Source organism: Micromonospora sp. NPDC005979, from assembly GCF_040614415.1.
Lineage (GTDB): Bacteria > Actinomycetota > Actinomycetes > Mycobacteriales > Micromonosporaceae > Micromonospora.
This window is the reverse complement of the sequence record NZ_JBEXUR010000006.1, coordinates 140,461-154,790: the sequence shown is the minus strand read 5'-3', so window position 1 is coordinate 154,790 and position 14,330 is coordinate 140,461. Positions and strand designations below refer to the sequence as shown.

The following is a 14,330-nucleotide window of genomic DNA, read 5'->3' as shown; positions in this document are numbered from 1 at the left end:
GCCGGAGCGCCGGCCACCCGTCGTCAGGAGCGGGTGGCCGGCGCTTCGTTCGCGCCAGGTCCGGTGGTCAGACCTGGGTGAACCGCCACTGCTGGTTGGCGGCGCTGTGGCAGCCCCACTGCAGCAGTCGGGCCCCGTCGGCGGTCGAGGCACCGTTGACGTCCACGCAGAGCCCGCTCAGCGCGCTCTTGACCGTGTAGACACCGGTGGTGCCGGTCGCCGTCACGGTGAACTTCTGTTGGTTGGAGTTGTTGCAGGTGGTGTGTTGCAGGAAGGCGCCCTGCGCGGTCGAGCCTCCGACGACGTCGAGGCACTTACCGCTGTGCACCGCCTTGAGGTAGACGGCGCCGCTACCGGCGTCCACCGCCTGCCACTTCTGGTTGTTGGCCCCGGTGGCCGCCCACTGCACCACCTGGGCGCCGTCGGCGGTGGAGACACCGCTGACGTCCATCAGCTTGCCGCTGTGCTGGGCCGTGAGGGTCCAGGTCTTTCCGGCCACGCCACCACCGGTGTCGCTGCCGGGGACCCCCACGCCGTTGCCGCCGAAGGTGAAGGCGTCGAGGTCGAACCAGTTGGACGAGCTGCCCTTGAACACCATGTAGAGGGTGTGCGTCCCGGACAGGGCCGCGACGCTCGTCGCCGCCGTGGACTGGTAGTTGTCCCAGCCGCCGGTGCTGGGCACCGACGTCGTCGCCAGCAGGGTGCCGGTCGGCGAGTCGGCCCGCAGCTCGATGGAACCCCCACCACTGGGCGACGACAGCCGGTAGCTGACGGTGCTGATGCCCGACAGGCTCATCGGGTTGAACGCCACCCAGTCGTTGTTGGAGATGTCGCCGACGCGCTTACCGCTCTCCGCGGCGCTCTGGTCGACGACCCGGATGCCGGACTGGCTGCTGAAGTACTCGGCCTGCTTGTGCTTCGGTTGCAGGATCGCCGTCGCGTAGCCGGTCAGCGGCGAGCCGCCGCCCGAGCCGCCGTTGTCGGTGTAGCGGGCGTTGAGCACGTAGTACAGGTTCGCGCCCTCGGGGTGCCCACCGAGCAGGTCGGTGGAGATGGTCCCCGAACACCCCGGGTACTCGGTGGTCTCGTGGGCGTGGTCGTCGTGGCCGAGGGCCGGGTTGACGAACACCTTGGTGCAGTCGATGGCCGCGCCGCCAGGGTCGGAGACACTGACCGTGTATGAGACCTTGTCGCCGAAGTTCAGCATGCCGCCGTTGGGCGGCACGTTGATGGTGACCACCGGGGCGGTGTTGCCGACGGTGATCTGCACGTTGGCGAAGCCGGTCTTGCCGGTGTTGTCGGTGACCTTCAGCTGTGCGGTGTAGTCGCCGTTGGCCGTGTAGGTGTGTGCCGGGTTGGCTGCCGTGGACGTACCACCGTCACCGAAGGTCCACTGGTAGCTGAGGGTGTTGCCAGGGTCCGGGTCGTTGGTGCCGGCGCTGCTGAACTGGACGGTCAGCGGGGCGCTGCCGCTGGTCGGCGTGCCGACGGCCTTCGCGATCGGTGACCGGCCGCCCTGGATGTAGTCGATCCGGTAGAGCCCGGAGTCGTTGTTGCCGCCGCCGAAGTTCGAGCCCCACTCCAGCAGGTACAGCGAGCCGTCGGGGCCGAACTCCATGTCCATCGGCTTGTTGAAGTTGCCGCCGGGCAGGAACGGGTTGGTCCGGGTGACCGCCGTCGAGGAGTCGAAGTGGACCTCCTTGACGTAGTTGCGGGCCCACTCGTAGAAGAAGTGCACGCCGTCGTAGTACGGCGGGAACTTCGTGGCCGACGGGTTGTTCGCGTTGTACCGGTACACCGGGCCGCCCATCGGGGCCGACCCGCCGGAGCCCAGCTCGGGGAAGGTCGTCGAGGCCGGGTAGCCGTACCAGATGTTCGGCGAGACGACCGGCTTGAGGTTGACCAGGCCGGTGTTGTTGGGCGAGTTGTTGACCGGCGCGCTGCAGTTGAACTTCGCCCCGACCACACCGGTGTCCGGGTTGAACGGCGCGTACGGCTGGTTGTTGCCGTGGCAGAACGGCCAGCCGTAGTTGCCGGCCGTCTTGATCACGTTCAGCTCGACGAGACCCTCCGGGCCGCGGTTGGTCGTCGGCGGGTTGCGGTCCGGCCCGTAGTCGGCCAGGTAGACCCACCCGGTGGTCGGGTCGATCGAGAAGCGGAACGGGTTGCGGAAGCCCATGGCGTACACCTCGGGCTTGGTCTGCGCCGTGCCCTGGGGGTAGAGGTTGCCCGTCGGGATGGTGTACCCGCCGCTGGCCGAGGGCTTGATGCGCAGGAGCTTGCCCCGCAGGTCGTTGGTGTTACCGGCGGACCGGGCGGCGTCCAGGTTGGACTTGCCCGAGCGCCAGTCCAGCGGGGCGTACCCCTGCCAGTTGGGGTCGAGGTTGGGCGGCGTGTCGTCGCCGGTGCCGATGTAGAGGTTGCCGTCCGGGCCGAAGTCGATGTAGCCGCCGGTGTGCCCGGGCTCCGCGAAGGTCCGGTCCCGGTACGCGGGGATGTCGATGATCCGGGCCTCGGTGGACAGGTTGAGCGTGTCACCGGAGAGCGTGTAGCGGGACACCCGGTTGACGTCGGTCGAGCTGCTCGCGGGTGAGTGGTACAGGTACACGTACCCGTTGCTGGCGAACGCGGGGTCTATCGCCACGCCGGTCAGGCCGTCCTCACCGCCGGTGTAGACGCTCAGCGTGGCAGCGGTGACGGTGCTGTTCGTGCTCGGCTTGAAGATCTTGACCTGGCCACCCCGCTGGACGTACAGGACGCGACCGTCCGGCAGCACGGACAGCGCCATCGGGTCCGCGGTGTTGTCGTCGAGGGTGCGCTTCTCGAAGTTGCCCCAGACGGTGCCGCCGCAGTCGCCGGGCAGGTTGCCGGCGGCCCACTTGATGCCGCCCAGGACGTGGTTGCGGAAGTAGGTTTCGCTGTAGGAGTCGATGGCGTGGCCCATCGCGGTGGCCCACACCCGTCCGCCACCGGTGTTGCGGCACCACGAGATCGGGTGGTCCGGGCCCATCGCCCGTGAGCCCGGGTTGTAGGTGCGCTCGTCGGCGGTCACCAGGACGTGCACGTTGCCGCGCGGGTTGGAGTCGAAGTTGTACCACTCCTCGCTGCGGCTCCAGCGGTCCGGCAGGCCGACCGTCGAAGGGTGCTGCTTGTCGGCGACGATGGCCGTGCCGGCCAGCACGCCGGGGGAGTGCTCCGGCATGTGGGCGCCGCCGTTCATCATCTGGTCCCACCACGGGTACTCAGACTCGATGCCCATGTCGGTGGCGTTGTGCACGCCCACGATCCCCTTGCCACTGGCGAGGTAACCCTCGATGGCCTGCCGCTGGGAGGCCGAGGTCCAGACCATGCCGGAGGTCTGGAGCATGATGACCACGTCGAAGGTGGCGAGGTTGGCGGCCGTGAAGACGCTCGCGTCCTCGGTCGCCACCACCTCGAAGTTGTTCGCGGCGGCCTGCTGCTGGATCATCGAGATCCCGGCGGGGATCGAGTCGTGCCGGTAGCCGGCGGTCTTGGTGAACAACAGGGCGCGGAACGCCGGGGCGGCCGACGCTGGCGGAGCCAGGCCGAGAGCCACCAACAGGCCGACGATCAATCCGATGAGCATTGTGGGGCGACGCATGCCGTCTCCTAGGTCTGGGCGGGCAACTGGCGATTGCGAGCACGGGCCGACAGCGCGTCAGGTCGTGCCTGGGCGCGCGAGAGCCACGGGTGTGCTGGTCGCGGTCGTCGTGCCGTACGTCGAGACGGCAGTCAGCCCCGCTGGAATGTCACACAGCGTGATGTGGGCTGTGATCTCGTCCATGGTCTGCGAGGTCAGGATGAATCATCCATTGAAGAGTGTCAATATAACGTCGAGCGTCTGATGTTACCCCCGGGTAGGGGTGGTCGGGCCTGACCGGTCCATACCCGCACTCGTGCCGATCGAGTGCTGGGCCTGGCTGTCACCGCAGATCGAGGATTGCGGACCCGCATCCAAACATCTATCTTCATACGTGTGATGTTTCCTCGATGTCAAGGAAATGTTTGCACCATAAAAACGCAAGTTCTTCAGCAAGCTGCGAAAGTGCGTCACTCAGCGCGTCGAACGGCCTACCGGCGGCTGTGCTGACCTCGTCGATGACTACTATCTGTAAGGGCTATCGGGATGTCAGATCCACCACCGGCACCGCTGCTGGCCCTGCGGGGCATCGGCAAGTCGTTCCTCGGTGTACGCGTCCTCGAGGGGGTCGACCTCGACGTCGCGCCGGGCGAGGTGCACGCCGTCGTCGGTGAGAACGGCGCCGGGAAGTCGACGCTCATGAAGATCGTCTCGGGCGGGTACGCCCCGGACGAGGGCACCGTCGAGTTCGCCGGTCAACCGCGCGCGTTCCACGGCCCCCGTGATGCCCAGCGCGCCGGCGTCGGCATCATCCACCAGGAATTCAACCTGCTGCCCGAGCGCACCGTCGCGGAGAACGTCTACCTGGGCCACGAACCGGTCCGGCGTGGGTTGGTCGACCGCCGCGCGATGCTCGACCGCACCCGCGACCTGCTCACCTCGATCGGCGAGACCGCCCTGCCGGCCGACGCCCGGGTCGGGCGGCTCGGCGTCGCCCAGCAGCAGGTCGTCGAGATCGCCAAGGCGCTCGCTCTGGACGCGCGACTGCTCATCATGGACGAGCCGACGGCGGCGCTGGCGGACCAGGAGGTCGAACTGCTCTACGGGCTGGTGCGCCGCCTCCAGGAGCGCGGGATCGGTCTGCTGTACGTGTCGCACCGGCTCACCGAGGTCTTCGACCTGTCCAGCCGGATCACCGTCCTCAAGGACGGTCGCCGGGTGACCACGGTGGACACCGCGAGCACAAGCGCCGACGAGCTGGTCCGACACATGGTCGGCCGCGAGCTGTCCAGCTACTACCCCGAGCGGGCCGGCCCCGACGACCGCGGACCGGTACGGCTCACCGTCCGCGACGGGGGTAACCGCAAGCTGCGGGGAGTGAACCTCGAGTTGCGCGCCGGCGAGGTGCTCGGCGTCGGCGGCCTACAGGGCTCCGGACGATCCGCGCTCGCCCGGGCGCTCTTCGGCGTGGCGCCGTTCACGACCGGCGCCGTCGAATTGGACGGCGAACCGGTGCGACTGCGCTCGCCGCGCGCCGCCATGCGGGCCGGCATCGCGTACGTCACCGAGGACCGCAAGGGCGAGGGCATCGTGGCACGGCAGTCGGTGCTCGACAACGCGCTGCTGGCCAGCCGGGCCGCCTTCGCGACACGGTCCGGTCGCGCCGCCCGCACGGCACGGGTACGCGAGCTGCTCGCCGCCGTGGAGGTCCGCGCGGCCGGCGACGACCAGGAGATCCGCTTCCTCTCCGGCGGCAACCAGCAGAAGGTGGTGCTGGCCCGGTGGCTGGCGCTGAGCCCGCGCATCCTGATCTTCGACGAGCCGACCCGGGGCATCGACGTGGGGGCGAAGTCCGCCATCCACGACCTCGTCCGCCGCCTCGCCAGCGACGGCGCGGCGGTGCTGATGATCTCGTCGGAGCTGCCGGAGCTGCTCGGTATGAGCGACCGGATCGTCGTCCTGCGCGACGGTCGGATCGCGGGCGAGCTGCCCGCCGGCGCGACCGAGGAGGACGTCGTTGCCCTGGCCGTCGGCACCACCACCGTCCGAGAGGCTGCCGCGTGAGCGCGAGGAGTGAGCCGGTGTTGCGAGCCCCGCAGTCGCGAACGAAAGGTGGTTCTGCGTGAGCGCGAGGAGTGAGCCGGTGTTGCGAGCCCCGCAGTCGCGAACGAAAGGTGGTTCTGCATGACCGCCCTGTCGCTGCGTCCGGCCCGCCGTGCCGTGCCGGGCGTGTACGTGGCCCTTGCCCTCACCCTCGTCGTCGGCTGGCTGATCGTCATGCTCGACGGCGGTCAGCTCTTCAACCAGTCGACGACGGTGAGCCTGCTGCACGTCGCCGCCGGCCTCGGGCTCGTCGCCGTCGGGCAGACCCTGGTCATCCTCGGTGGGTCGCTCGACCTCTCCGTGGCGTTCGTGATCAGCCTCAGCACCCTGGTGGCGGCCGAGGCGATGAACGGCAGCGACGGCGCCCTGCTTCCGGCGATCGGGCTGGCGCTCGCGGTCAGCGCCGGCGTGGGACTGCTCAACGGGCTGCTCGTCACCAAGCTGCGGATCAACGCGTTCATCGCGACCCTCGGCGTCGGACTGCTGCTCAAGGGCTACCTCGACAACGGCTACGACGGCCCGGCCGGCGAGAGCGCCCCCGCTCTGGTCCGGACGCTCGGCTACCAGCGGATCGGCCCGGTGCCGGTGTCCTTCCTGCTGCTGCTCGCGGTGACCGCGGCGGCCTGGTTCGCCCTCTCGCGTACCCGGTTCGGCCACCACCTGGTCGCCGTCGGGGGCGATCCGGAGGTCGCCCGGCTCTCCGGCGTCCGCAACGACCGGGTCCTCGTCACGGCCCACGTGCTGTGCTCCCTCTGTGCCGGGCTGGCCGGCGTCTACCTGGCCAGCCGGCTCGGCTCCGGCGCCCCACGGGTGGGCACCGAAGGGCTCTACGACCTGGAGTCCATCGCCGCGGTGGTCCTCGGTGGCACCGCCCTCGCGGGCGGGCGCGGGGGCGTCCTCGGCACGATCGGCGGCGTGCTGCTGCTCGCCAGCATCGACGCGGTCTTCAACCAGCTCGAGGTCGACGCGTTCTTCAAGCAGGTGATCCGTGGCGTGATCATCATCGCCGCGGTCGCCGTCTACGCCCGACGGGCCATGCGAAAGGCGGGGTCCTGACCATGCGGGTCGCCGAGCGTCGTCCGCTCACCCTCCGGATCCGCCCCGACGGGATCGCGCCGATCGCCGCGCTCCTGGCGGTGCTGCTGATCATCATCGCGTTCGTCCAACCCGACTTCCTCGCCCCCGGGTCGCTGATGTCGTTCCTGGGTCGCTCCGCGCCGATCATCCTGCTCGCCGCCGGTCAGTACTTCGTGATCGTCAGCGGCGAGTTCGACCTCTCGGTGGGCTCTCTGGTCACGGCGCAGGTCGTCGTGGCCGCCCGCCTCATCGACAGCGACCCGTCGCGCACCTGGCCGGTGGTCGCGTTGCTGCTCGTCGGCGGCGCGTTCGTCGGGCTGGTCAACGGTCTGGTCACCACGGTGCTGCGGGTGCCGTCCTTCATCACCACCCTGGGCATGTTCCTGATCCTCGTCGGCGCCGTCTACCTGTGGTCCGACGGCGCACCGAAGGGCGGCCTCTCCGAGGAGTTCCGCCGGTTCGGCCGACGGGCCATCGAGGACGTGCCGCTGCTCGGCCGGATCCCGTACGCGCTGCTCGTGCTGCTGGTCGTCGCCGCGATCGCCGTGGTGCTGACGCGTTCGGACTTCGGCCGCACGCTCGTCGCCGTCGGCGACAATCCGCGCACCGCCGAGTTGAGCGGCGTACGCGTCAATCTCACCAAGACGATCGCGTTCGTGCTCAGCGGTGTGGCGGCGGCGGTCGCGGCGATCCTGCTCGGCGGGTACAGCGGTGTGTCGTTCCAGGCCGGCGTCGGCCTGGAGTTCGCCGCGATCACCGCCGTCGTGCTCGGCGGGGTCGCCCTCGGCGGCGGTCGCGGTTCGGTCGTCGGGGCGATGCTCGGCGCACTGACCCTCGAGACGCTCTTCGCGCTGATGAACTTCACCGGCGTCTCCGGTGCCCTCAGATCGACCGTCCAGGGCGTGATCATCCTGCTCGCCGTGGCGGTCTCGGCTTCGCGTTCCTCCTCCTCAAGATAAAGGTGATTCGATGAGACGATCCATGACCGCCCTGGCCGCGGTCGGTGTGCTGACGCTGGCCGCCGCCGGGTGTGCCACGGACGAGCCGACCGCGTCCCCGTCCGGCAGCGCGTCCGCCGCAGCGGGGTCCGGCACCGGGGAGCAGTCCAAGTTCTTCGTGCAGGCCGACTACGACAACGAGCTGGCGTTGCTCGACGCCGCCCCGACGGGCCCGGCGGACAAGCCGTGGGAGCAGGTGCTCAACCCGAAGATGGTGGACACCGCGAAGTTCAAGAAGGCCGGTCCGCACAAGATCTGCTTCTCGAACGCGGCGCTGAACAACCCGTGGCGGCAGGTCGGGTTCAAGACCATGCAGGCCGAGGTGGAGGCGCAGAAGTCCCGCATCAGCGAGTTCGTGCACGTCGACGCCGAGGGCAAGGACCAGAAGCAGATCGCCGACATCAACGATCTGCTCGGCAAGAGCTGCGACGCGCTCATCGTGTCGCCGAACACCACCGCCACGCTCACTCCGGCCGTCGAGGCCGCGTGCAAGGCCGGCCTGCCGGTGGTCGTCTTCGACCGGGGCGTCAACACGACCTGCCCGGTGACGTTCATCAACCCGGTGGGCGGCTACGGCTTCGGACACGTCGGCGCCGAGTTCGTCAGCCAGAAGATGAAGCCCGGCGGCAAGCTGCTGGCGCTGCGCATCCTGCCCGGCGTCGACGTGCTGGAGACCCGCTGGTCGGCCGCGAAGATCGCGTTGGACAAGGCGAAGGTCGACGTCGTGGGCGTGGAGTTCACCGACGGCGACCCCGCGAAGACCAAGAAGATCGTGAACGACTACATCCAGCGGTACGGCACGATCGACGGGGTCTGGATGGACGCCGGAGCGGTCGCCGTGGCGGCGGTCGAGGCGTTCCAGGACGCCGGCAAGCCCGTGCCGCCGATGAACGGCGAGGACCAGCTCGACTTCCTGAAGCTCTGGAAGGACAAGCAGCTCACCGCCATCGCGCCGACCTACCCGACGTACCAGTGGCGGACGCCGGTCATCGCCGCTCTGGACATCCTCGACGGCAAGCAGGTGTCCAGCCCGTGGAAGCTGCCGCAGCCCACGATCACCCAGGACAACCTGGACCAGTACCTCGACGCGAGCATGCCGCCGCTGCACTACGCGATGTGCGGCTGCCGTGACCTGCCCGGTTACCCCCAGCGCTGGAAGTAGGTTGCGGTGTACGCCATTGGCGTCAACCCCTGGGTGTGGGCCTCGCCGGTCGACGACGAGGCCCTCGCCCGGTTGATCCCGCGGATCGCCTCGTTCGGGTTCGACGCGGTCGAACTGCCGATCGAGCAGCCCGGCGACTGGGATCCCGTGCGCACGCGGGACCTGCTGGCCGAGCACGGTCTCGCCGCGGCCGGGGTCTGCGCGGTCACCCCGCCCGGGCGGGACCTGGTGGACGCCCCGCCGGCCGTCGTCGAGTCGACCGTCGCGTACCTCATGGGGTGTGTGGCGAGCGCGGCGGCGGTCGGCGCGCCCTGCGTCGGCGGTCCGGTGTACGCGGCCGTCGGGCGCACCTGGCGGATGTCGGCGGCGGCCCGCGCCGCCTGCTACGCCGACTTCCGACGGGCGCTCGCGCCGGTCGCGGACCGGGCCGGCGAGTGCGGCGTGAGCATCGGTGTCGAGGCGTTGAACCGCTACGAGACGAGCGTGCTCAACACCGTCGAGCAGACGATCGAGGCGATCGACGGCCTGCCCCCGAGCGTCGGCATCATGATCGATACGTACCACATGAACATCGAGGAGGCGGACCCCTACGCGGCCCTCGCGCTGGCCGGTCCGCACATCAAGCACGTCCAGGTCAGTGGCACCGATCGGGGCGCTCCCGGCGCGGACCACTTCGACTGGCCCCGCTTCTTCTCCGTCCTGCGGGGCACCGGCTACCGGGGCGCGGTCTGCATCGAGTCCTTCACGGCCGAGAACGAGACCATCGCCACCGCGGCGTCGATCTGGCGGCCCCTAGCCCCCACACAGGACCGCCTCGCCGTCGACGGCCTGCGCCACCTCCGCAAGGTCGTCGCCTGACCGGGCGTCGGCACGCCCATGTTGTTAGCGCTAACCCCACCACCCCACCTCTACCCCCCCAGGAGACCGTCCCGTGTCCATCCCATCCATCGCCGTGGCGCGCCGGGTTCTCGCCGGCGCCGCCACGGCGGCACTGACCGCTCTGGTCGCCGTCACCGCCTCGGCCACACCGGCCGCCGCGGCGACCACCACCCTCTACGCGTCCCCGTCCGGTAGCGGTAGCACCTGCTCCGCCAGCCAGCCGTGCTCGCTGGCCGGCGCCCAAGCCGCCGTCCGGACGCTCAACAGCTCCATGACCGGCGACATCGTCGTGGAACTGGCCGACGGCGTGTACCGGCTCACCTCGCCGCTGCGGCTGACCGCCGCCGACTCCGGCACAGGCGGCTACCAGGTGATCTGGCGGGCGGCCGCCTCGGCCCGCCCGACGATCAGCGGCGCGCGGGCGGTCACCGGCTGGTCGCTCGTCGACTCCGCGAAGAACATCTGGCGGGCCAGCGTCCCCACCGGGCTGGACAGCCGCCAGCTCTACGTCAACGGCGCCATCGCCACCCGGGCGCGTACCGCCGTCAACCGCGCCGACTTCACCTTCACCACGACCGGCATGCGGTTCAGCAACAGCGCGCTGAGCTACCTGAACAACGTCGGTAACCAGAGCCGGGTCGAGGTGGAGAGCGTCGGCTCGTTCACCGACCGGTACTCGCCCGTGCAGAGCATCAGCGGGAACTTCCTGACGATGCAGCAGCCGGCCTGGAACAACAACACGTTCGGCTTCGACACCCTGTCCCGTCCGCACCGGGCCGGCCCGTTCTACCTGGAGAACGCGTACGAGTTCCTCGACTCGGCGGGGGAGTGGTATCTCAATCCGGGCAGCGGACAGCTCAACTACATCCCGCTCTCCGGGCAGAACATGAGCAGCGTGAGCGTGGAGCTGCCGCAGGTGCAGTCGCTGGTCAGCGTGGGCGGCACGTACGACGCGCCCGCGCACCACATCTCGTTCAGCGGTATCACCTTCACCGGCACGAGCTGGCTCGGCCCGAGTAGCAGCAACGGTTTCGCCGACCAGCAGACCGGCGCCCACATCGTCGGCACCTGGGCCCGCCCGTCCGACGCGTTGACCTCCTGCCAGGAGGGCTGCCCGCTGTTCGAGGCCACCCGGCCGAGCTGGGCCCAGATGCCCGCGGCCGTGCAGGTGTCGGCCGCCAACACCATCTCCTTCAGTGACTCCCAGTTCGTCAACCTGGGTCAGACGGCCATCGGCATCGGCAACGACGCCAACGCCCACGCGAGCGGTGTCGGCCTGGGCACGAGCAACATCACGGTCACGCGCTCCGAGATCGCCCGCAACTCGGCCGGTGGCATCGTGGTCGGCGGCGTGCGCGCCGACGCCCACCACCCCGGCGACCAGCGGATGGTCAACCGCAACGTCACCATCAGCAACAACCGCGTGCACGACCTGGGCGTGGAGTACCGGGGCGTGGTGTCGATCCTGACCACCTACGTCAGCACCTCGTTGGTCTCGCAGAACGAGGTCTACAACATGCCGTACACCGGGCTGTCGGTCGGCTACGGCTGGGGCGCCAACGACGCCGGCGGCAGCCAGCACTACGCCAACCGGGGCCTCTACAACTACCAGCCGCGCTACTCCACGGCCACCACCGCGTCGAACAACCAGGTCATCGGCAACTACGTGCACGACGTGATGCAGCAGATGACCGACGGCGGGTGCATCTACACGCTCTCGGCGAACCCGGGCGGGACCATCAACCAGAACTACTGCCTGCGGACCAACGGCTGGTTCGGGCTCTACTTCGACGAGGGCTCGCGCTACTACACCGCCCGCAACAACGTGTTCTCCTCCACCGGCACCTGGGCTACCGCGAACTACTACTACGCGGAGAACATGGGCAACTTCACCGTCACCAACAACTGGTCGACCAACGGCAGCACCAACGTGACGAACGGCGACCGGGGCAACGTGGTCAACAGCAACGTCACGGTCTCCAACGGGAACTGGCCGTCGGGCGCGCAGTCCGTGATCGCGGCGGCCGGCGTCCAGGGCGGCGGCAGCACCAACCCGCAGAGCGGGCAGATCGTGGGCGTCCAGTCGGGCCGCTGCGCCGAGATCGGCGGATCCGTCACCACCAACGGTACGCAGGCCCAGCTCTGGGACTGCATCAGCGGGGCCACCAACCAGCGGTGGACGGTGACCGCCAGCCGGCAGCTCATGGTGTACGGCAACAAGTGCCTGGACGCCTCCGGGGCGGGCACCGCCAACGGCACCAAGGTGGTGATCTGGGACTGCAACGGCCAAGCCAACCAGCAGTGGAACGTCAACGCCAACGGCACGATCACCGGCGTGCAGTCGGGCCTCTGCCTGGACGCGAACGGCGCCGCGACGGCGAACGGCACGAAGCTCATCCTCTGGTCGTGCAACGGCGGCACCAACCAGCAGTGGCAGTTGCGCGGCTGAGCCAGGGCTCGCCCCGGCAGGCGGTCCCCGTCGGTCACCCGAGACCGACGGGGGCTGCCCCTGCCCGTCGACCGCCGGCCCGAGCTTCGACCGGCAGGAACCGGCAAGACGTCAACACATAGAACCAGTTGAATTCGACGAAACGGCTCCGTAATATGACCGGCGTCTGCTGTTAACGCTAACAGTGGTCGCGCACACGACGGTGCCCGCCTCATCCGGGCTGCCGTCCCCCGTGGATGGCACTACCGAAAGGACGCTCCCGAATGAAGCGAATCCGAGCCCGTCACTGGGGGCGGGCAGCGGCGGCCGGGCTTCTCGTGGCCGCCGCCCTCGTGGGCCTGCGGGCGCCCGGGGCCCAGGCGCTGGAGAACGGCGTCGCCCGGACACCCCCGATGGGATGGAACAGCTGGAACTCCTTCGGTTGCAACATCAACGAAGGGCTGATCCGGCAGACCGCCGACGCGATGGTCAGCAACGGAATGCGCGATCTGGGCTACCAGTACGTCGTGGTCGACGACTGCTGGTTCAACCCGAACCGCGACAGCTCCGGCAACCTCCAGGGCGACCCGACCCGCTTCCCGAGCGGGATGAAGGCGCTCGGCGACTACCTGCACGCCCGGGGGCTGAAGTTCGGCCTCTACCAGGTGCCGGTGGACAAGACCTGCGCCCAGTACTTCAACAGCTACCCCGGCGCGACCGGCAGCCAGGGTCACGAGGCGCAGGACGCCCGACAGTTCGCCGCCTGGGGCGTCGACTTCCTCAAGTACGACTGGTGCTCGCCGAACGGCAGCATCAACGACCAGGTCACCACGTTCGCGAAGATGCGCGACGCGCTGGCCGCGACCGGACGACCGATCGTCTACAGCATCAACTCCAACAGCATCCACGCCAAGACCGGCCCGCAGCGAAACTGGGGCGACGTGGCGAACATGTGGCGCACCACCGAGGACATCACCAACGCGTGGGACACCGGGCAGACCAACGGCTACCCGATGGGCATCCAGAACATCATCAACGTGACCGTTCCGCTGGCCTCGTACGCGCGCCCGGGTGGATTCAACGACCCGGACATGATGGAGGTCGGCCGGGGCGGCATGAACGACACCGAGATGCGCAGCCACTTCGCGATGTGGGCGATGATGGCGTCGCCGCTGATCGCCGGCAACGACGTCCGCAACATGAACACCGCGACGCAGACGATCCTCAAGAACGCCAATCTGATCGGCATCAACCAGGACGCCCTGGGCTTGCAGGCCGGCCAGGTGTCGTTCGACGGCACCCGTCGCGTGCTGGCCAAGCGGCTGGCCAACGGTGACGTCGCGGTCGCGCTGTTCAACCAGGGCGGTTCGACGACGACGATCTCCACGACGGCCGCCGCCGTCGGCAAGTCCGGCAGCTCCTTCACCCTGGTGGACGCCTGGAACAACACCACCAGCACGAGCACCGGCTCCATCTCCGCCAGCGTCCCGGCGCACGGCACGGTGGTGTACCGGGTCAGTGGCGGCGACACCAGCACCCCGCCGCCGACCACGCCGCCGCCGACCACCACGCCGCCGCCGACGACCTCCTTCGCGCTGGCGAGCGTTGCCTCCGGCCGCTGCCTGGACGTCCCGCAGAGCAACACCACCAACGGCACCCAGCCGGTGATCTGGGACTGCAACGGGGCCGCCAACCAGCGGTGGACGGCCAACGGACAGACCCTCCAGGCGCTCGGCAAGTGTCTGGACGCGCCCACCAACGCCAGCGCCGGCAGCAAGGTCCAGATCTGGGACTGCAACGGCGGCGCCAACCAACGGTGGACGTTCAACTCGAACGGCACGATCAGCGGAGCGTCGTCGGGCCTCTGTCTCGACGTCAACAACAACGCGACCGCCAACGGCACCACGGTGCTCCTCTGGACCTGCACCGGGGCCTCCAACCAACGCTGGACCCGGCGCTAGCCACACCGCGCTGACAGCTCGACAGGTCCGGTCCGGGGCGGCACGGCCCCGGACCGGACCTGTCGTCGTCCGGCCCCGTCGAGCCGGGCGTGTGCCGGTGCGGGCCTGCCCGCGCAGGGAG

General features: G+C 69.3%; 8 protein-coding genes. 7 read left to right on the top strand and 1 reads right to left on the bottom strand.

Features of this window, described 5'->3' with window-relative positions:
- Positions 1–67: 67 nt before the first annotated feature.
- Positions 68–3,622 carry a ThuA domain-containing protein gene (locus tag ABZ272_RS12665; RefSeq protein WP_355050062.1) on the bottom strand — a complete coding sequence of 1,185 codons (3,555 nt, stop codon included), beginning with the start codon at positions 3,620–3,622 and terminating at the stop codon, positions 68–70.
- 525 nt (positions 3,623–4,147) lie between these two features.
- Between ABZ272_RS12665 and ABZ272_RS12660 the strand changes: the two genes are divergently transcribed.
- From ABZ272_RS12660 to ABZ272_RS12630, 7 genes are all read left to right on the top strand, one after another.
- Positions 4,148–5,665: a sugar ABC transporter ATP-binding protein gene (locus ABZ272_RS12660; RefSeq protein ID WP_355050061.1), complete on the top strand. Its 1,518-nt coding sequence runs from the start codon at positions 4,148–4,150 to the stop codon at positions 5,663–5,665.
- 120 nt (positions 5,666–5,785) lie between these two features.
- Positions 5,786–6,760 carry an ABC transporter permease gene (locus ABZ272_RS12655; protein ID WP_355050060.1) on the top strand — a complete coding sequence of 325 codons (975 nt, stop codon included), beginning with the start codon at positions 5,786–5,788 and terminating at the stop codon, positions 6,758–6,760.
- 2 nt (positions 6,761–6,762) lie between these two features.
- Complete coding sequence (locus ABZ272_RS12650; RefSeq protein WP_355050059.1) at positions 6,763–7,740, top strand: ABC transporter permease; 978 nt, start codon at positions 6,763–6,765, stop codon at positions 7,738–7,740.
- Between the two features lie 10 nt (positions 7,741–7,750).
- Positions 7,751–8,941, top strand: a complete 1,191-nt coding sequence (locus tag ABZ272_RS12645; protein WP_355050058.1) for a substrate-binding domain-containing protein — start codon at positions 7,751–7,753, stop codon at positions 8,939–8,941.
- Between the two features lie 6 nt (positions 8,942–8,947).
- Positions 8,948–9,799, top strand: a complete 852-nt coding sequence (locus tag ABZ272_RS12640) for a sugar phosphate isomerase/epimerase family protein (RefSeq protein ID WP_355050057.1) — start codon at positions 8,948–8,950, stop codon at positions 9,797–9,799.
- 73 nt (positions 9,800–9,872) lie between these two features.
- Positions 9,873–12,269 carry an RICIN domain-containing protein gene (locus tag ABZ272_RS12635; protein WP_355050056.1) on the top strand — a complete coding sequence of 799 codons (2,397 nt, stop codon included), beginning with the start codon at positions 9,873–9,875 and terminating at the stop codon, positions 12,267–12,269.
- A 263-nt stretch (positions 12,270–12,532) separates the two neighbouring features.
- On the top strand, positions 12,533–14,209 hold the full coding sequence (locus ABZ272_RS12630) for a ricin-type beta-trefoil lectin domain protein (RefSeq protein WP_355050055.1): 1,677 nt from the start codon (positions 12,533–12,535) through the stop codon (positions 14,207–14,209).
- The last annotated feature ends 121 nt before the right edge of the window (positions 14,210–14,330 follow it).

Excerpts from the sequence above, each read along its gene's own strand:
- ABZ272_RS12665 (WP_355050062.1), bottom strand. The coding sequence starts at position 3,622 with ATGCGTCGCCCCACAATGCTCATCGGATTGATCGTCGGCCTGTTGGTG.
- ABZ272_RS12660 (WP_355050061.1), top strand. The coding sequence starts at position 4,148 with ATGTCAGATCCACCACCGGCACCGCTGCTGGCCCTGCGGGGCATCGGC.
- ABZ272_RS12655 (WP_355050060.1), top strand. The coding sequence starts at position 5,786 with ATGACCGCCCTGTCGCTGCGTCCGGCCCGCCGTGCCGTGCCGGGCGTG.
- ABZ272_RS12650 (WP_355050059.1), top strand. The coding sequence starts at position 6,763 with ATGCGGGTCGCCGAGCGTCGTCCGCTCACCCTCCGGATCCGCCCCGAC.
- ABZ272_RS12645 (WP_355050058.1), top strand. The coding sequence starts at position 7,751 with ATGAGACGATCCATGACCGCCCTGGCCGCGGTCGGTGTGCTGACGCTG.
- ABZ272_RS12630 (WP_355050055.1), top strand. The coding sequence starts at position 12,533 with ATGAAGCGAATCCGAGCCCGTCACTGGGGGCGGGCAGCGGCGGCCGGG.